The sequence below is a fragment of the Candidatus Bathyarchaeota archaeon A05DMB-5 genome (assembly GCA_019685655.1).
Classification (GTDB): domain Archaea; phylum Thermoproteota; class Bathyarchaeia; order Bathyarchaeales; family Bathycorpusculaceae; genus DSLH01.
On the sequence record JABFQP010000001.1, the window covers coordinates 142,689 to 159,293 of the forward strand.

Below are 16,605 nucleotides of genomic sequence, written 5' to 3' on the forward strand. Positions count from 1 at the left end.
ATTAAGCAGAATTGTGTGATAAGAGTTTGCTCTACTCTATTATTTTGAAAAAGTCTCTTTCTGTTATTATGCCGACAATTTTATCATTAACAACGACTGGTACAGCGCCTATATCTTTATCTCTCATTATTTTTGCAGCTTGACCAACATCGGCGTTTGGGCTTATGGTTGCAACGTTTTTTGTTGCTATTTTAAACGCTGGAGTGTTCAAAACTTGCACTATTGTTCCTGAACGCAAATAAGTGAATACTTCGCCGGAACCGAAAAATCGTATAATATCCATAGTTGTTATAATACCTACTACTTTGCCGCCGGAAATTATGGGAAGCCTTCTGAAGCCTTGAGTAATCACGGTTTTTTCCACTTCAAAGATTGTTGTTGTTGGTAATGCCGTCACTACTTTTTCTGACATCAATTGAGAAACTTTTATGTCGCTTATTCTGTCGGCAAACATGTTGGCAATGTCCCGCTCTGTGATTATTGCCCTTACATGATTTTCTTCGTCAACAACTGGCAAACCGCCCAAATTTTTCTCCGTCATTAACGCTATAGCTTCACTTATTTTTGCAGAAGTTTTGATTGAAACAACATTTTTTGTCATAATGAGTCTTATTGGCTCGTTTATAGCTTTGAAAATGTTCCCGCCATATTTTTGCTGGATTATCTCGAATTTTTTTCCTCCGCCCAAGTAATCTATTATGTCTGTGGCGGTTGCTATTCCTTCAAGCGTTTTTGTTCCCGGATTAGCGATTGGTATTCGGCGGAATCCTTCTTTAGCCATCATTCGAACTGCATCATAAATTGGAGTGGTCGGAGCCATTGAGACAACAGGGCTTTTTGCAATATGCAGGATTTCTCCTGCGCGTTTTTTTGAGGGGTGAGTTTTTAATGAAACAGGGCCTTTTCCCCGTAATGTTCGTCGGAAACTTTCTCTACTCAATTGATTTTCCTCTCATTTCACAATTAATCTGGCAACATCTTCTCGGTCAACTATCCCAACTAGCTTGCCATTTTCATCTACAACTGGAACTCTTCCTATATCTTTTGAAACCATTAACTTAGCAACTCTGATGACTTTTATTGAAGGTTTAACAGCTATCACTTGGGTTTTCATTATGTTAGAAACTTTTGTAGAAGCAAGGAAACGTCCCTTTTTAGATTCAAAAGTTGGCAATAACGCGCCACTTTGGAGAAGGTCTTTTTGTGTGACGATGCCTACAAGTTTATCTTTTTTGACAACCGGAAGCCCAGCAAGAGATTTCGTCTGCATCAAACGCCAAATGTTGTCCACTTCGTCTTCTGGTGTACATGTTACAATTTTTTCGGACATTATTTCTGAAACTGACTTAGAAAGCTTTTCTGGACTTGTTTTGATTATGGCGTCGATGAAATTTTCTAAACCTAGAACTCCTTTGTAGATTCTTTCTTGATGAGAATTTACTATAGGTATATTCCATTCATCTTGCTTAATCATTTCTTTAACAGCCAAAAAAGCGTCTTCATCAACTGTTGCAGTATATTTAGGGTTTGTCATTATACCTTTTACTCTTATAGGCGAAACAGAAGAGGAAATAACCATAACATTGCCACGCGAAACTACGCCTAAAAGCTTTTTATGTCCATCAGTTACTGGAAGAATTCTTAACGCAAAATCGCGTATTATCGCACGGGCTTTAGTGGCAAGTTCATCATCATAAATTGACGGGTGCTTCTCATTCATAATTTCTTTAACACGCAAGCAACCGCCTCTCATTCCTCACTTTCTACTTCAACCCTGCAGTCCTCACAAAGAAATTCGCCGTTAAATTCTTGCAAGTCATCTGACCAACCTCCACATCGGTCGCAGTATCCGCTGAGAGGCGCGCTTTCTTCTTCCGCTTCTTGAGCCCTGTTTTCGCCTTCTATAAGCGCTTTTTCTTGGATTGTTTCTATGAGTTCTGGCATGACGGCCAAGACGTCTTTGCTGGAGACTAGCCCAATCAGTTGTCCTTTATACATGACTCCTAATCTTCTGATGTTCAGTCGATTCATTCTTTTTGCTGCTTCGCTTATTGTTTCGTCTGGTTCTATGGTGATTAGTGGCGTGGTCATAACATCTTTAGCCTTTATTAGCTCTGGCTTAACATTTTTGGCTACTACTCTTGTGACGAGATCTCTTTCTGTGATTATCCCCAGTGGTTTTCCTTGTTTGCTTGTCACTATTATGCAGCCTAAACCGTGTTTGTCTATGAGCTCTGCAACCTTGTTCGTTGGTGCGTTTTCTTCGATGGTTACTACTGGGCTGCTCATGACATCTTTAACTAGCATTTTGGAAGACCTTAATCCTATGTCTGACATTGACTTATCCACACTGGTAACATTTGCCTTGACGGGCTTTAACTTCAATCAAGTCAAGATAGGAATCCAGAATTTAAGATTTGTCATGTTTCAAGTCGCTACAGTGATTATTCAAGTGAAGTTTTATTAGCAACTGTTGGCTAATGCAGTTAGTCTTAAAAATGGAGACGAATAAAGATTGTTAAGAATAAACATAGACAAATTAGTAAAAATCTCAGTTGTAGGCGAAGTTGTTAGTCCAGTCTTTGGAAGAAGCATATATGACATTTCAGCAGAAGGCGTTCCAATGGTTCTTCCAGGCGTCGGCGGCATCACCTATAACGTGCGCGTAGGTGACCCAGCGTGCGGTTGGGAAGCAGACCACGTTGAGCCTGGCGTAAGTATAGAGAATAAAGAGAATGACCCACGTTTTGGGCAAGGCGCAAACGCGGCTTTAAATGTGCTTTCTTGTGTTGGAAACGAGGCGGTGGTGGTTTCTGGCGATGTAAAAGGCGCAAAGGGAGTTGTAACTGGAAAACATGGGGGTATAGAACATGTGCTGGTTGACTTTCCACCAGAAACTCTTGAGAAACTCATGCTTGGAGACAAAGTGCTTGTGAAAGCTTTCGGCGTAGGCTTAAAACTTCTGGATTTTCCAGAGATCAAAGTTATGAACATGGATCCGCGTTTCCTTGAATCTTTGAATTGCGAGACCAGAGATGGTAAACTGGAGGTTCCTGTGGCGCATGTTGTTCCTGCGTCGATTATGGGGTCTGGTTTGGGTGCGAATCAGACATATTCTGGAGATTATGATATTCAACTTTTTGATGAAAGTACTAGAAAGGAATTTGGACTTGATGATTTGAGGCTTGGTGATTTGGTGGCTATTTTAGATGCTGACCATTCATTTGGGCGGATTTATCGTAAAGGCGCTGTTTCTGTTGGCATAGTTGTGCACACGAATTGCGTGACATCTGGTCATGGACCTGGAGTCACAACGCTTTTCACGTCTTCTACTGGAAGAATTGTTCCGAAGATTGATGCTAAGGCGAACATTGCTTCGCTTCTGAAGTTAAGGACAGATATATAAAGCAGATTTGACATGTTTCATGCAGAGAAAAAACGTGAGGAGTTGTAAAGGTTGCCGTTTAAACGGAAAAGCCGTGGAAGGTCTAAAGGCGGTAAAGGCAGTAGTGGCACTGTTCAATGTGCTATGTGTGGGCAGCAGGTGCCTCGGGACAAAGCTAAAAAGGTTACTCGTAGGAGTTCGCTTGTTGATGCGCAATTAGCTCGGGAACTTCGTCAGAAGGGTACTTATATGGGTTCTTGGATTGACACGAAGTATTATTGTGTTTCTTGCGCTGTGCATCGTGGTATTGTTAAGGTTAGGGCTCGTGACGAGAGGCGTATGCGTCCGAGAAGACGGTTTTAGCGTTTAATTTGTTTCTTTTTTCTTTAGTTTTTTGTAGGCGTATATGCTTCTTTGTATGACTGTTAGATTTGTGAGTATTGCGAGTAGGATTATGCTTGTGTTTATGATGGTTGTTGGTTGCCAGAAGAAAGCGATTAGTGTTGCGATGGCTATTATGAGTATGCGTTCTGCTCTTTCTGCTAAGCCTATTGTTTCCATTTTTATTCCTGCGGCTTCTGCTCTTGCGCGAGAGTAACTTACGAGTAGAGAGCCAACTAAAGCTATTAATCCCCATAAGGCATCACATAAGCCACCAACAACTATGCCCATGTATACAGCAGCATCAGCATATCTATCTAATAAGGAGTCTAGAAAACCTCCAAAAATTGTTGTTTGCTGGTATAGTCTTGCTATTACGCCATCTAGTGCGTCGCAGAAGCCAGAAGCCAGAAGCAATAGTGTTGCGAGCAATAGGTAAGCGGGGTTGTTTTGCCACATTGCGTATGTTGCAGCAGAAAGAAACGCCAAGATTATGCCAATGGCGCTCACAGTGTTGGGCGTCAATCCTATCTTGTGGGCTGCTTTTGCTTCTGCGGTGAGTATTTGTTGAATTTTCTGCTTAAGTTTTGTCAGCATCTGCAGCGGTTTTCCTCAAGCAATTTTTATTTATTAGTTGGTATTGTAATGTAGGGTTTAAAGGTGTTTATGTATGATTGATGTTTCGTCTTTGAAGGTTGATGGTAAAGCGTGTTTGGGTTTGCGTGTGGATTTGCCGGGTTCGCCGCCTTTGCTTTTGATTGTTGCTGAGAAGGGTTTTGTGATGTGTGGTTTTCTTAATATGGAGGCTGCGGAAAGGTTGGGAGTGGTTGCTGCGATGGTTAGTGGAGTGAAAACGTTTGAGGATGTGTTGAATGCGCAGGTTAAAGCGGCTACGTTGAAAGCGAAAAGTCTTGGCGTAGAAGCTGGGATGAAGGGTTCTGATGCTTTGAAATGTATGTTTTGAAGAGTCTTGCTCTGTGGTGTTGACCCCCCCTTATATATAGATTGGGCTTATGGTTCAATTGTTTGTGCGATTGAGTAGAACGTAGCTATACTTTAGTAATAATTGCGCGATACTAGCAAGTCCCGTTTCCATAAATTATTTCTCTGGTTATTATGTGACAAAAATAATTCTTTATTAGTTTTGCACCATAACTTGAAAACTAAAAAAGAGAGGGTTCGTTGAAAAGTGTGGGGGGTGGGATTTACGCACAAATTTACCAGTAAAAAAACACCGCTGAAGAATCTAGGATTTTTAATTAGACGTTGCTAACAAAAAGAATGAAACGCTGCGTCAAAGTTTCAATTAAAGAGTTTAAAATAACATGACTATATGGTGAAAGCTGTCTGAGGAGGTTTCTGGAAAAAGGGCTTTTCCGCTAAAAATGGGAAACAATGCAGCCACAACCGTAATAAGCTGACCAGTAGAACTTCAAAGGCGAGTTGCAGTTACATGAAATATACAAAACACGCAAAAACTAGAGCAGCTGGAAGGGGTATAACTGAGGACATGATTTTGGAGGCAATATTGCAGCCGTCCCAGACATATTATGACTTAAGCACGGGAACAACAATCGTCTTCAAGAAGCTTGATGAGAAGCATCTTTTAGTGGCATATTCTAGAGAGGATAAGGAAATCAAAATTGTGACAACGTTTATAACATCAGACGCCCAAGAAATAATTGGCAGAAAACTGGAAAGCAGAACATGGGTGAGGATTAAGTGAAAGTGGAATATGACAGAGAATCCGACATATTATACATAAAGTTTAAAGAGTCGGAAATAGCGGACACCAAAATATTAAGTGAAGACGCCTATGTAGACCTAGACAAAGACGGAAACCTCGTTGGCATAGAAATATGGAAAGCCTCCCAAAACGCCATACTCCCAATATCCAAGGACATAGCCGAAAAACTAAAACTAATTTTAGAAAGCCCAGCCTAAAACAAAATTAAACAAGCCTCCAACTAAAACATCGCTTTTCAAACTTTCCCCTAGGACACCAAAACACGCTTTTCAACGCTAAACACTAACTCCTTAGACTTTTGATTTCTGTTAATATCTCTTAATGGAAAATGGAGGAGGGCTTTAATGAAGTTTTGGAGTGTTAAAGCTTAGTGTTATGCCCTTTTTTCTTGATTTTGTTTGTGAAGATTATGGCTATTGTAAGGAGAACATTAAGTAGCAGCAGTATTAGTGCGGGTGAGAACTCTGGGATTATAATTATTTGGTGTTCTGAGTGGGTGTAGTTGACGTATATATATGTGTCTGCTGTATCTGTCCAGTTTCTGAAGAGGCATGGTTGACCATTTAATAGAACGGTGTAGTTGCCTTGCCATAATTCTTGCACAATAATGTTTGGCACAGTTATTCTACAGAAGCCACATGCAGACTCTCCAGTGACATTGAAACTTATCATTTTCTGGTCTATGTTGAGTTCGAAGTTTGAGACTGTTGAATTGCTTATTATATCAATTTTTTGCGCTGTTCCGTCCCATGTTCCAGCGTCAAAAATGTTGATTGGACCCATAAGTGGATATCTGTCAATGTTGTCCACATCAATTATGTATTGTGTGTCGCTGATGCTGTCGTAATCAGCGTCAACTCCTACATGGTCGCTCCAATAGTTTCCGCCAGAAGGATAGCCGTTGTCCCATGTGCACGGCGATGCGTATGTGCTTATCAAGTTTGTGTTGTTTATGAAGTTGTTATGGTAAATCGTGTTGTTTTCTGATTCGCTGAGGTATATGCTCTCAGTGTTGTTTACTATGTTGTTTTCGCATATAGTGTTGTTGTTTGAAGACCAAAGGATGATGCCATACTCATTGCTCGTTATGTTGTTTTTACATATGATGTTGTCTGAGGAGGAGGTAAGGTCAATCGCATAATAGCTGTTAGTTATGTTATTTGCATAAATGGTGCATTCAGACGTGTCGATATCAATGCAAGTATCGATTGCTGAAATGTTATTTTCACTAATAACGATGCTTGAATGTGATGCCCTAATTCCATAATTATTGCCTCTAATTTCATTATTTGATGTTGTGCAATTTGTAGAGTAGTAAATCTCTATTCCATCTTCATCATTGTCTTCCAACGTGTTTCCGCTAATCATGTTATTCGTGGAATTTGTAATGTAAACTCCATAATTGTTTCTTTGAATAATGTTTCCAATTATAGTGTTGTTTGAACAGTTGTATAGGTATATCCCGTCACAGTTGCTTGTCAAATTGTTATTTTTGATTCTCGTGTTATTTGTGTAGGCTAGCAGAATCCCATCGCTGCTTTTAGTGCGGTTCAATCCTTCAATGATGATGTTTGTCGAGTTTATTAGGGCAAGATAACCAATTTCTGGATGCGTTGTCGCGTTAATAGTTAAGTGGTGCTGGTTGATTAGGTAGTATACTGGTTTGCCGTCTATAAGATTTGAAGTGTCAATTGAATGCAGATACTCATCTAATTCTTCTCCCCAAATGCCAATTCCGCCGTAAAGATTGTCATTAAACAGATTACTATACATCGAGATGTTTATGCACCTGTCAAGGAATACAACCCAATGGTGTTTCATCACATTGTTTTGGTAAATTCTCGTGTTATTACATCGTTCAAGGCTTATGCCATGGTAACTTTCTGTTACGTTGTTCCCGTAAATTTGGCTGTCTGCTGAACTGTACATGAGGATACTGTTACCATAAGATGTGGGATCCATATTTTTGAAATGCTGTTTTCAGAAATTGTAGTGTTATACGCGTTTGTTAGTTCTATGCCAGCATAAGTGTTTCCCGTGATGTTATTCCCAGAAATAGTGTCGCTAAAAGAAAACACAAAGTAAAAGCCTGTGTGGCCTCCTGTCATATAGTTTCCAGAAATTATAGTTTCATAAGTGTTGTAGCCCCAAATGTTATCCATTGTGTTATTAAGAGCGCTTTTCAAGATTGTGATGCTAGTCGTCTCGTTCAATTTGATGCCGTAATAAAAGTCTTTAACCGTCACATTTGCAATCGTAACATTACTCAAGCTGTAAAGGGAAATTCCAACGGATTTATATTCTTCTTTGCCTTGAACTGCAAAGCCATTTCCGTCAAGCACTATGTTGTCTCTCTCTATGACGATTGCGCTTGTGTAGCTTGGAACGTTTCCGACAATGTTGTCTGTCAACGTGTAAGTCACATTATTCACTGTTGATATGGGCGCACCTGAAGGTTCTATGCTTCCGTTAGCCCTTATGTAAATGGTTTGACTCCAAACGTAATCAGGCTTAACTGGGTGAATGTTAAACGCTATTGTTAAAGTGCTTACAAATAGCAGAAACAACATTAATCCAGAAACTGTTTTCTTCATTTTATTTCACCTAGCAATATTTTTCATGTTTAACATTTAAAATTTTGTGGAAACGCCCTCTATTGTTGAAATATATTAATTGAACGTTTATTGATGTGCGGATGTATGTTATTGGCTATACTCCATCATCTATAAATACGTGGATAGAACGAGGCTATTCGTGATCTGTTTTCCTTTAGTCATCGTTAACTGAACATAAATTCAAGCGATTGCAAAGATTTTTACTAGTAATTTTATGCTGAAATATTAGCCCCCACCAACAATGCCTTAAATCTAGCTTATTTTGCTAAAATACGCTTAAATAATGCTTCTTTTCAAGTGCGGGGGGTGGGATTTACGCACAAATTTACCAGTAAAAGTTCTTATTAGTTTGAGGAAAAATATCGAAAAATTTGGGGTGCAATGTTGTATGTGATTTATCTTCAGTTTTTATATTTTTTCTTCTTTTTTCAACTGCCTAATCTCTTTTTCAATTTGCTCGATTGTTAGTGTTTCTGTAGCTCTTCTAAGCTCCACTACAGAATCGCCATATTTACGTCTAATTTCACTAAGGAATTTTATAGCCCTTTTTGCTCCAAGTTCTTTTACGAGCGCCTCAAAAGGCACTTCCACCGTTGCTATCTGAGTCTCGGTCATTTTTTCACCCATGCTTTTCTTCTAAATAATTAATGGGATTTCTTACTTTTAACCTATATCCCTCTTCAGCTGCAAGTTCCTCGATACAGCGGCTCTTTTGCAGAATTTCATCGTCGCACGTCAAAAACCAGTCAGCCTTTCCTATACAAGCAGAAGAAACGTGTAATGCATCTAAAGGATTTAAGCCACATTTAGCAGAGAATCTTCTCGCTAAAGAAATTACCTGCTTAACACTAGTTACATTTACCGAAGCTAGAGTTCTTTCAAAACCCCTTACATCTTTTCTCTTTAATGGATCTAGAATTTTCTCGATCTCAAATTTTACATAATCAGAACTTACGATAATTATTTTACCACGCAAAGAGGCATCGGCAATTTCAATAAAAGCATTCGCTTCCATTCGAATTCGCTTGTCACCTTGATCGTCAAAGGGTCTGCAATACACGTTTGTATCCAAGTAAATTCGCTCAACCAATTTAACTCACAAGCAGTTATTAATTGCCGAACACCTTTTAAAATATGCACTACTTCACAAGTTTTGAAGACAAATAGAAAGAAACTAACAAATTTATTGTCATCAATTCTTTCTTTGAAAACTATGACAGACTCGATACTAACGTCTTCTAGCTATTGCAACTATGGGCACATTTTACTAGTAATTTTATGCTGAAATTTCAGCCCCCACCGATAACGCCTTAAATTTGGTTTATTTTGTTAAAATAAGCTTTTATAAGGCTGCTTTTCAAGTGCGGGGGGTGGGATTTGAACCCACGAACCCCTATGGGATAGGCGCCTCAGGCCTACGCCTTTGGCCATGCTTGGCAACCCCCGCGTGGAATCGTGTTCTGTTATTTACTTTTCATATTTGTTGTTTGAATTAAATCTTGCTTTAGAAAAGTCGAGTAAAAAAGGGAAAAAGCGTGGAAAGTTTAGGTTAAGCGAAAGTCTTCCTTTATCGTCGTCAACACAACATGCGTGTTTGTTCTTTCCACGTAGGGTATTGCCAGAAGCCTCTTCGTGAACTTACTCAGCTCTTCTCTGTTCTTGAACTTTGCAATTATGACCGCATCTATCAAGCCTGTCACGTCATACACGCAACAAACATTCGGCAAACGCGCAATTTCATTTTCCACCTCCAAAAGCCTACCCTTCGAAACAGTTATTTCGCTCACAACTGTTAATTCATACCCGAGTCTTTCATGGTCAAGCAGTGCCGAATAGCCCTTTATTATTCCTTCTTTTTCCATCCGTTTTATCCGAGACAAGACAGTGCCTATAGAAATGTCGCACTGATTAGCTATCTGCCGCGACGAAAGCCGTGCATCAGAAGTTAACGCCTTCAATATTTTAACATCTGTTTCATCCAAGCCCATAACCACTCACCTTTCACTGCATATTTGTCTAATCTAATGCATGGTATATTTAACATTTATGCATATTTTTTCCAATAAACCTTTTATACGTAAAGAAATAATTCCATCCGCTGTAAATCTGATTAGGAAGGGGCAGCATGGAATACACACAAAACATTGATACATACCTAAAACTAATAAAAAGCGCAGACTACATTCTCTTACATTTCACAGACCTACTCGGCTACTTAAAAGGCAGAACCATCCCAGCAGAAGAAGCAGAAAACGCCCTAAAAGAAGGCGTCGGCTTCGACGGCTCCTCCATAATAGGCGGAGTCAGCATAGAAGAAAGCGACATGATAATGAAACCAGACCCATCCACATTCACAGTTTGCCCATACTACTTCTACGACAAAGGCGTTGCAAGCTTCATCTGCCACGTGCACAAACCCAACGGCGAACACTTAGAAAGCGACCCAAGACACATCTGCAAACAAACCATACAAAAAACATTAAAAGAAAGATACGCGCCAACAGCCGCAGCCGAACTAGAATTCTACCTAGTCCAAAAAAACACGGAAGGCGAAGTTTACCCAGTTGAAAACCACCTCATAGACAAACAAAGATACTTCGACATAGCGCCTGGACGAGACATAACAGAAACTTATCGAATGGACTTGTCCAACGCCCTATTCGCCATGGGAATCACCGTTGAAAGACAACACCACGAAGCCGGCTCAGCACAAAACGAAATAACATTCAGATACTCAGACCCGCAAACCACTTCAGACAACATCATGCGCTACAAGTTTGCAGCAAAAGCAGTAGCAGACAAAAAATACGGTTGGACAGCAACATTCATGCCAAAACCATGGCACGGCAAACCCGGCAATGGCATGCACGTGCACCTAGGACTACGCAACCCAAAAAATGGAGAAAACCTATTCTACGACCCGAAAGGCTACGCGCATCTTTCGCAGAAATGCCGATATTTCATTGGCGGTTTACTAGAGCATGCCCGAGCACTCTGCGCGATTGTTGCGCCAACAGTTAACAGTTACAAGAGACTTGTGCCCGGCTACGAAGCCCCAGTGTATGTGGCGTGGAGCAAGAGAAACCGCTCTGCACTGATAAGAGTGCCAGAATATTTTCCTGGAAAAGAAAGAGAAGCAAGAATAGAGTTCAGATGCCCAGACCCGCTTTGCAATCCGTACTTGGCTTATGCAGTGATTTTTGAAGCAGGATTAGATGGCATAAGAAAAAAGGTTGACGCCGGCGAACCTGTGGACGCTAATGTTTATCACTTAACAGAAGCAGAACGCAAGAAGTTAGGCATCCAAACTTTGCCAACTTCGCTCAAAGAAGCCATAGAAGAATGGAACTGCGACGACATCTGCAAACAAGCCTTAGGCAAGGAAACCGCGGAAAAATACATGGAGCTTAAAATGCAAGAGTGGAAAGAATACGAGACACATCAGCCTAACGACAAGAACCAAGTAACCAGTTGGGAACTGCAAAAATATCTCTACGCATAAAAATAACATGCTTAAATACTTGCGTCCACACGGAGCAATAATTCCACAGCAAGAGAAAGATAAACAATGAAATACGACACAATACTCGTACTTGATTTCGGCGGGCAATACTGCCACCTCATAGGAAGACGAATAAGAGAACATGGAGTCTACTCGGAAATCGTCGCCCACGACATAAAACCAGAAGAAATTGAGCTGCTAAAAGAAAAGTTCAACGTGAAAGGACTCATTTTTTCAGGCGGACCAGCAAGCGTTTACGAACCAAACGCTCCAAAACCCAACCAGCACATTCTCGACGTAGGACTACCAATTCTGGGATTATGTTATGGGCACCAACTTATCGCTCAGATGGTTGGAGGAAACGTTGAGCCCGCAAAGGAAAGAGAGTATGGAATAGCATACGTAACCATTAACAAACCAGTAGGCGTTTTGACGGGGTTAAACGCAAAAGAGAAAGTGTGGATGAGCCACGGCGACACCGTCTTCTCAATTCCCACAGACTATGAAGTGTTAGCACACACAGAAAACTGTCCAGTCGCAGCGTTCAGACACAAGAAAAAGCCAATTTATGGTTTGCAGTGGCACCCGGAAGTCGTGCACACAGAAAAAGGAACCAAAATGCTCCAAAACTTCATCTTCGAAGTTTGCAAATGTGAAGCAAACTGGAAAATGGGAGACATAATAGAAAAAATGATAACAGAAATAAAGGCGCAAGTTGGCGAAGGGAAAGCCATAATAGCCCTAAGCGGAGGCATAGACTCCAGCGTCGCCACAGCCCTAGCAGCAAAAGCCATAGGCAACAGACTCACAGCAGTATTCGTCGACCACGGATTCATGCGCGAAAATGAACCAGAATTCGTGAAAAACGTTTTCCAAAAATTCAAACTAAACCTCATAATCGCAGATGCACAAAAACGATTTTTAAAGAAACTCGAAGGAATCACAGACCCAGAAAAGAAACGCAAAACCATCGGCGAAGAATTCATCCGCGTCTTCGAGGAAATCGCTGAAAAAACAGGCGCTGACTACTTAATCCAAGGAACCATATACCCAGACAGAATTGAATCTGGATTCAGAAAATTCTCAGACAAAATAAAAACACACCACAACGTGGCTGGTTTACCAATAAAAATCAAATTCAAAAAAATCATTGAACCACTACGCGACCTATACAAAGACGAAGTTCGAAGAGTCGCCAAAATGCTTGGACTACCGAAAGAGATAGTTTTCAGACAACCGTTTCCAGGTCCGGGACTCGCAGTCAGAATAATTGGCGAATTAACCCCAGAGAAAGTTAGAATAGCCAAAAAAGCAGACAAAATTGTACGCGAAGAAATTGAGAAGAGCGGACTGGAAGAAAACTTGTGGCAGTACTTCGCCGTTTTAACAGACACCAAAGCTACAGGCGTGAAAGGCGACGCAAGAGCCTACGGTTACGTTGTCGCAGTCCGTATTGTAGAAAGCCGCGAAGCAATGACGGCTAGTTTCGCAAAAATCCCGTACGAGGTGCTAGAGAAAATCTCGACAAGAATTACAAATGAAATATCAGAAGTTACGCGCGTTGTCTATGACGTAACGCATAAACCGCCGGCAACGATTGAATGGGAATAAAAGAAGAATTGAACTTTAAGCCTTAGGCTTTTGCATTAAATCCTCAATCTTCGTGTTTTTAAGCAATTTTACATGCTTGACTAGTTCGCCGACCACAACCTCAAAAACCCTTTTTCCCTTCTTTGCAGAAGCCGTTTTTGAAACGCCAAAAACCCCAGAGCTTGTATAATCCGCAGTGCCCAGAGGAAGCGTCACGCCTTCTGTTTGTGTTTTGTGCTTGCGCGTTTCCTCATCAACGGCCTTTTTCATGTTGACCATTTGTGGATGCAAAGCCAAATTTACCGAAGTTTCTTCCGCTCCAGCGTGTCCTCTTTCTTCCGGTTTGAAGATGTCTGGCAAAAGTTTGCTCGCTGCGGGCCACCACTGAAAGACTGAGATGAAAATTCCTTTTTCGCGCATTTCTCGAGCCAGTTCAGCAAGAGCGTGAAGGTTGCCGCCGTGTCCATTTACTATTACAATTTTCTTTACGCCATAATAATTCAGTGCGAGACATGCTTCTTTCACGTAGTTTTTGAATGTTTTAGGCGAGATGAAAATGGTTCCACAGAATTGTTTGTGATGTGAACTAACGCCGAAAGGAACAACTTGCAAACATAAAACGCCAGTGCGTCTGGCGGTTTCTTCGGCTATCGCCTTAGCGATTAGATGGTCTGTTCCAAGGGGGTTTTGAGGACCATGCTGCTCGTTGGAGCCGACGGGTAAAATGGCGATATCGTTTTTAGCGAAGTATTTTTTGGCTTCAGCCCAGCTCATCTCATGCAACAAAACCTTCAACTGTTTCACCTTCACGAAATCGCTTATATTAAGAGGTTAATGATATAAAATTTGCATTGAAACGGTGAACGAGTTGAAGGCTTTGATTCTTGCTGGAGGCTTCGGCACAAGGTTGAGACCGCTTAGTTGCACAAGACCTAAGATTCTATTTCCAATAGTCAACAAGCCGTTACTAGAATGGACTTTTGAAAGGCTGGCCAATAATGAAATAGACGAAGTCGTATTGGCGGTCAGTTACCAAACAGAAACTTTCATTAAACTTTCGCGAGTTCCGAAACATGGAATACACATTACCTATTCTCGAGACCCTTTAAGAAAACCGCTAGGCACAGGCGGACCAATAAAAAAGGCTCAAAAACTAATTGGTTACGACACGTCTTTTTTGGTTATAAACGGAGACATTTTTGCCGATGTAAACTATACTGAATTATTGAAGAGACATAAAGAAAAGTGTGCCTTAGCGACGATTGCTCTTCACAAAGTCGAAGACCCAAGCAGATTTGGAGTAGCTGAGCTAGCAAAGGATGGTCGCATAAAGAGGTTTGTTGAGAAACCCAAACGCAAAAAGGCTCCATCTGATTTGATAAATGCTGGAGTGTACGCCTTCAACCCAGAAATCTTCGAGTATATCCCCAAAGGAAGAAAAGTGTCTCTTGAACGCGAAGTTTTTCCAAAACTCGCTGAAAAAGGCATGCTTTACGGATATGTTTTTGATGGTTTATGGACGGATATAGGCAAACCGGAAGACTATTTGGAAACTAACAAGACTCTGCTGTCTTCGATTGCAAAGCAACAAAAGTTGAAGACTAAAAGCAACGTAGAGATAAGAAGTCCCGTGGCTTTCGACAAGGGAGTTTCAGTAGGAGAAAAGGCAGTTATTGGTCCTTTTTCAGTTTTAGGACGAAACGTTAATGTCGGCAAAAGTGCTCAGATACGAGAATCTGTGATTTTTCCAAACACAGTAATATCTGATTTTTCAACAATAAACAACGCGATAATCGGCGAAAACGCGATTATAGGAGAAAACGTTAAAATCGAAAAAGGATGCGTAATAGGAGACCACGCAAAAATAAAAGACAATGTGTCACTTGCAAGCGGAGTATGGGTGTGCCCCGCAAAGGAAGTTTCAGAAAGCGTATTAACGCCAAAGTGCATCGCTTAGAAAGGAGAACCCAAAAATTATGCAAAGCTCGAAACGTTTGTTTGGAACAAACGGAATTCGTGGATTAGCCAACAAGGAGTTAACTCCGGAAGTTGCGATTAAAATTGGATGCGCAATAGGCACTTTCTTTAAACGAGGAACGCTCATAGTTGGATATGATGCGAGAACAAGCAGTCCAATGCTTTCAAAGGCAGTTATCTCTGGATTAAACGCAACCGGATGCGACGTGCTTTTCGCTGGGATGGCGCCTACACCTGCATTACAATACGCGGTCAAAACAAAAAGAACGGATGGCGCTGTAATAATAACTGCTTCGCATAACCCACCAGAATATAATGGGATAAAAGTTGTTTGGAATGATGGAATCGAACTTTCTCGCGAACAAGAAATAAAAATTGAAAAAATATTCTTCCAAGATAAAATACGCTATGTAGAGTGGAACAATCTAGGTGAAACACACGAACTGCCGGGAATAATTGACGAGTACATAGAAGCCGTAAAGGCGCATGTTGACGTTGCAAAAATAGCGAAAAAACATTATCACATCGTTGTTGACGCGGCAAACAGCGTTGGCAATCTAGCCGCGCCAAAACTACTTCGAGACTTAGGATGCAAAATCACAACATTAAACGGAAACATTGATGGAACCTTCCCTGGAAGATTACCGGAACCTCGCCTAGAAAACCTCAATGATTTAGCTTTAACCGTGAAAGCCGTAGGCGCAGACTTAGGCGTAGCCTATGATGGAGACGCCGACCGTTCGGTTTTTGTTGATGAAAAAGGGGAAATTTACTGGGGAGACAAAACCTTCGCATTAATAGAAAAATATTTCTTACAGGATAATCCAGGCGAAAAGATTGTCACGCCAGTAAGTTCTTCAACCTTGATTAAGGACGTAGCTGACGCTTACGGCGGAGAACTGGTGTGGACTAAAGTGGGAAGTGTCACAGTCGCACAGACCATGAAAAAGTTGAAAGCAAAACTTGGCGGAGAAGAAAACGGCGGAGTCTTTTATGGACCGCACCAATCAGTCAGAGACGGTGCGATGACAACAGCCCTAATTTTAGATATTATGGCAAGGACAAACGAAAAACTTTCAAAGCTTCTGGAAGATTTGCCAAAATATTTTATAGAAAAAGGCAAAGCGGAATGCCCTGAAACGCTTAAAGAGGCGGTTCTGAAAAAGTTGACAGCGCAAGTAAAAGGATTGAAAATAAGCACTATTGACGGCGTCAAAATATGGTTTGAAGACAAAAGCTCTATTTTGGTCCGCCCCAGTGGAACAGAGCCAATTTATCGGTTGTATGCAGAAGCCAAAACAGAGAAGAAAGCGCTGGAACTTGTCCGCGAGTACACATTAAAACTGGAAAAGATAATTAAGAGTTTGAAGAGTTAAAACTGCCCTTCACACTAACCATTAAGAGGCTA

General features: G+C 41.0%; 19 protein-coding genes and 1 tRNA gene. 9 read left to right on the top strand and 11 right to left on the bottom strand.

What is annotated here, in order from left to right:
• Positions 1–31 precede the first annotated feature (31 nt).
• The 3 genes from HM003_00855 to HM003_00865 are packed head-to-tail and all read right to left on the bottom strand — an operon-like array spanning position 32 to position 2,337.
• Positions 32–940, bottom strand: coding sequence for a CBS domain-containing protein (locus tag HM003_00855; GenBank protein ID MBX5327892.1), 909 nt, complete (start codon positions 938–940; stop codon positions 32–34).
• Positions 941–952: 12 nt separating this feature from the next.
• Positions 953–1,738, bottom strand: coding sequence for a CBS domain-containing protein (locus HM003_00860; protein MBX5327893.1), 786 nt, complete (start codon positions 1,736–1,738; stop codon positions 953–955).
• A gap of 11 nt (positions 1,739–1,749) precedes the next feature.
• Entirely contained in the window at positions 1,750–2,337 is a 588-nt protein-coding gene (locus HM003_00865) for a CBS domain-containing protein (GenBank protein ID MBX5327894.1), read from the bottom strand.
• A 178-nt stretch (positions 2,338–2,515) separates the two neighbouring features.
• On the opposite strand from HM003_00865, the gene HM003_00870 reads away from it, so the two are divergent.
• On the top strand, positions 2,516–3,406 hold the full coding sequence (locus HM003_00870) for a DUF4438 domain-containing protein (GenBank protein ID MBX5327895.1): 891 nt from the start codon (positions 2,516–2,518) through the stop codon (positions 3,404–3,406).
• 51 nt (positions 3,407–3,457) lie between these two features.
• Positions 3,458–3,748, top strand: a complete 291-nt coding sequence (locus HM003_00875) for a 30S ribosomal protein S26e (GenBank protein MBX5327896.1) — start codon at positions 3,458–3,460, stop codon at positions 3,746–3,748.
• A gap of 3 nt (positions 3,749–3,751) precedes the next feature.
• Here the strand turns inward: HM003_00875 and HM003_00880 are convergent, their stop codons facing one another.
• Positions 3,752–4,363 carry a CDP-alcohol phosphatidyltransferase family protein gene (locus HM003_00880; GenBank protein ID MBX5327897.1) on the bottom strand — a complete coding sequence of 204 codons (612 nt, stop codon included), beginning with the start codon at positions 4,361–4,363 and terminating at the stop codon, positions 3,752–3,754.
• Positions 4,364–4,436: 73 nt separating this feature from the next.
• On the opposite strand from HM003_00880, the gene HM003_00885 reads away from it, so the two are divergent.
• From HM003_00885 to HM003_00895, 3 genes are all read left to right on the top strand, one after another.
• Entirely contained in the window at positions 4,437–4,730 is a 294-nt protein-coding gene (locus HM003_00885) for a DUF1805 domain-containing protein (GenBank protein MBX5327898.1), read from the top strand.
• Between the two features lie 489 nt (positions 4,731–5,219).
• Entirely contained in the window at positions 5,220–5,492 is a 273-nt protein-coding gene (locus tag HM003_00890) for a DUF4258 domain-containing protein (GenBank protein ID MBX5327899.1), read from the top strand.
• Entirely contained in the window at positions 5,489–5,710 is a 222-nt protein-coding gene (locus HM003_00895) for a DUF2283 domain-containing protein (protein ID MBX5327900.1), read from the top strand. Before HM003_00890 ends, HM003_00895 begins: the two co-directional genes overlap by 4 nt.
• A gap of 163 nt (positions 5,711–5,873) precedes the next feature.
• On the opposite strand, the gene HM003_00900 is transcribed toward HM003_00895, so the two are convergent.
• The 6 genes from HM003_00900 to HM003_00925 all read right to left on the bottom strand — a co-directional run bounded on the left by HM003_00900 (position 5,874) and on the right by HM003_00925 (position 10,116).
• Entirely contained in the window at positions 5,874–7,442 is a 1,569-nt protein-coding gene (locus HM003_00900; protein ID MBX5327901.1) for a hypothetical protein, read from the bottom strand.
• Complete coding sequence (locus HM003_00905) at positions 7,400–8,107, bottom strand: hypothetical protein (protein ID MBX5327902.1); 708 nt, start codon at positions 8,105–8,107, stop codon at positions 7,400–7,402. The genes HM003_00900 and HM003_00905 overlap by 43 nt, the downstream gene beginning before the upstream one ends.
• A gap of 429 nt (positions 8,108–8,536) precedes the next feature.
• Positions 8,537–8,743, bottom strand: a complete 207-nt coding sequence (locus HM003_00910) for a hypothetical protein (GenBank protein ID MBX5327903.1) — start codon at positions 8,741–8,743, stop codon at positions 8,537–8,539.
• Between the two features lie 4 nt (positions 8,744–8,747).
• Positions 8,748–9,218 carry a PIN domain-containing protein gene (locus HM003_00915; GenBank protein MBX5327904.1) on the bottom strand — a complete coding sequence of 157 codons (471 nt, stop codon included), beginning with the start codon at positions 9,216–9,218 and terminating at the stop codon, positions 8,748–8,750.
• 272 nt (positions 9,219–9,490) lie between these two features.
• Positions 9,491–9,575 (bottom strand) — tRNA-Leu (locus tag HM003_00920).
• A gap of 97 nt (positions 9,576–9,672) precedes the next feature.
• A complete protein-coding gene (locus HM003_00925; protein ID MBX5327905.1) occupies positions 9,673–10,116 on the bottom strand; it encodes an Lrp/AsnC family transcriptional regulator in 444 nt (147 codons plus the stop codon).
• A 137-nt stretch (positions 10,117–10,253) separates the two neighbouring features.
• On the opposite strand from HM003_00925, the gene glnA reads away from it, so the two are divergent.
• On the top strand, positions 10,254–11,630 hold the full coding sequence (gene glnA, locus HM003_00930; GenBank protein ID MBX5327906.1) for a type I glutamate--ammonia ligase: 1,377 nt from the start codon (positions 10,254–10,256) through the stop codon (positions 11,628–11,630).
• A 66-nt stretch (positions 11,631–11,696) separates the two neighbouring features.
• The gene (gene guaA / locus HM003_00935) at positions 11,697–13,241 is read left to right on the top strand and encodes a glutamine-hydrolyzing GMP synthase (GenBank protein ID MBX5327907.1); all 1,545 of its coding nucleotides are present in this window, start codon (positions 11,697–11,699) and stop codon (positions 13,239–13,241) included.
• Between the two features lie 15 nt (positions 13,242–13,256).
• On the opposite strand, the gene HM003_00940 is transcribed toward guaA, so the two are convergent.
• Entirely contained in the window at positions 13,257–14,015 is a 759-nt protein-coding gene (locus HM003_00940) for a creatininase family protein (protein MBX5327908.1), read from the bottom strand.
• 73 nt (positions 14,016–14,088) lie between these two features.
• On the opposite strand from HM003_00940, the gene HM003_00945 reads away from it, so the two are divergent.
• The gene (locus HM003_00945) at positions 14,089–15,177 is read left to right on the top strand and encodes an NDP-sugar synthase (GenBank protein MBX5327909.1); all 1,089 of its coding nucleotides are present in this window, start codon (positions 14,089–14,091) and stop codon (positions 15,175–15,177) included.
• 19 nt (positions 15,178–15,196) lie between these two features.
• Positions 15,197–16,573 carry a phosphoglucosamine mutase gene (gene glmM, locus HM003_00950; GenBank protein MBX5327910.1) on the top strand — a complete coding sequence of 459 codons (1,377 nt, stop codon included), beginning with the start codon at positions 15,197–15,199 and terminating at the stop codon, positions 16,571–16,573.
• Positions 16,574–16,605 lie beyond the last annotated feature (32 nt).

Coding starts and splice junctions, on each gene's coding strand:
- guaA (MBX5327907.1), top strand. CDS start 11,697: ATGAAATACGACACAATACTCGTACTTGATTTCGGCGGGCAATACTGC.
- HM003_00880 (MBX5327897.1), bottom strand. CDS start 4,363: ATGCTGACAAAACTTAAGCAGAAAATTCAACAAATACTCACCGCAGAA.
- HM003_00900 (MBX5327901.1), bottom strand. CDS start 7,442: ATGTACAGTTCAGCAGACAGCCAAATTTACGGGAACAACGTAACAGAA.
- HM003_00865 (MBX5327894.1), bottom strand. CDS start 2,337: ATGTCAGACATAGGATTAAGGTCTTCCAAAATGCTAGTTAAAGATGTC.
- HM003_00885 (MBX5327898.1), top strand. CDS start 4,437: ATGATTGATGTTTCGTCTTTGAAGGTTGATGGTAAAGCGTGTTTGGGT.
- HM003_00905 (MBX5327902.1), bottom strand. CDS start 8,107: ATGAAGAAAACAGTTTCTGGATTAATGTTGTTTCTGCTATTTGTAAGC.
- HM003_00910 (MBX5327903.1), bottom strand. CDS start 8,743: ATGACCGAGACTCAGATAGCAACGGTGGAAGTGCCTTTTGAGGCGCTC.
- glnA (MBX5327906.1), top strand. CDS start 10,254: ATGGAATACACACAAAACATTGATACATACCTAAAACTAATAAAAAGC.
- HM003_00890 (MBX5327899.1), top strand. CDS start 5,220: ATGAAATATACAAAACACGCAAAAACTAGAGCAGCTGGAAGGGGTATA.
- HM003_00925 (MBX5327905.1), bottom strand. CDS start 10,116: ATGGGCTTGGATGAAACAGATGTTAAAATATTGAAGGCGTTAACTTCT.
- glmM (MBX5327910.1), top strand. CDS start 15,197: ATGCAAAGCTCGAAACGTTTGTTTGGAACAAACGGAATTCGTGGATTA.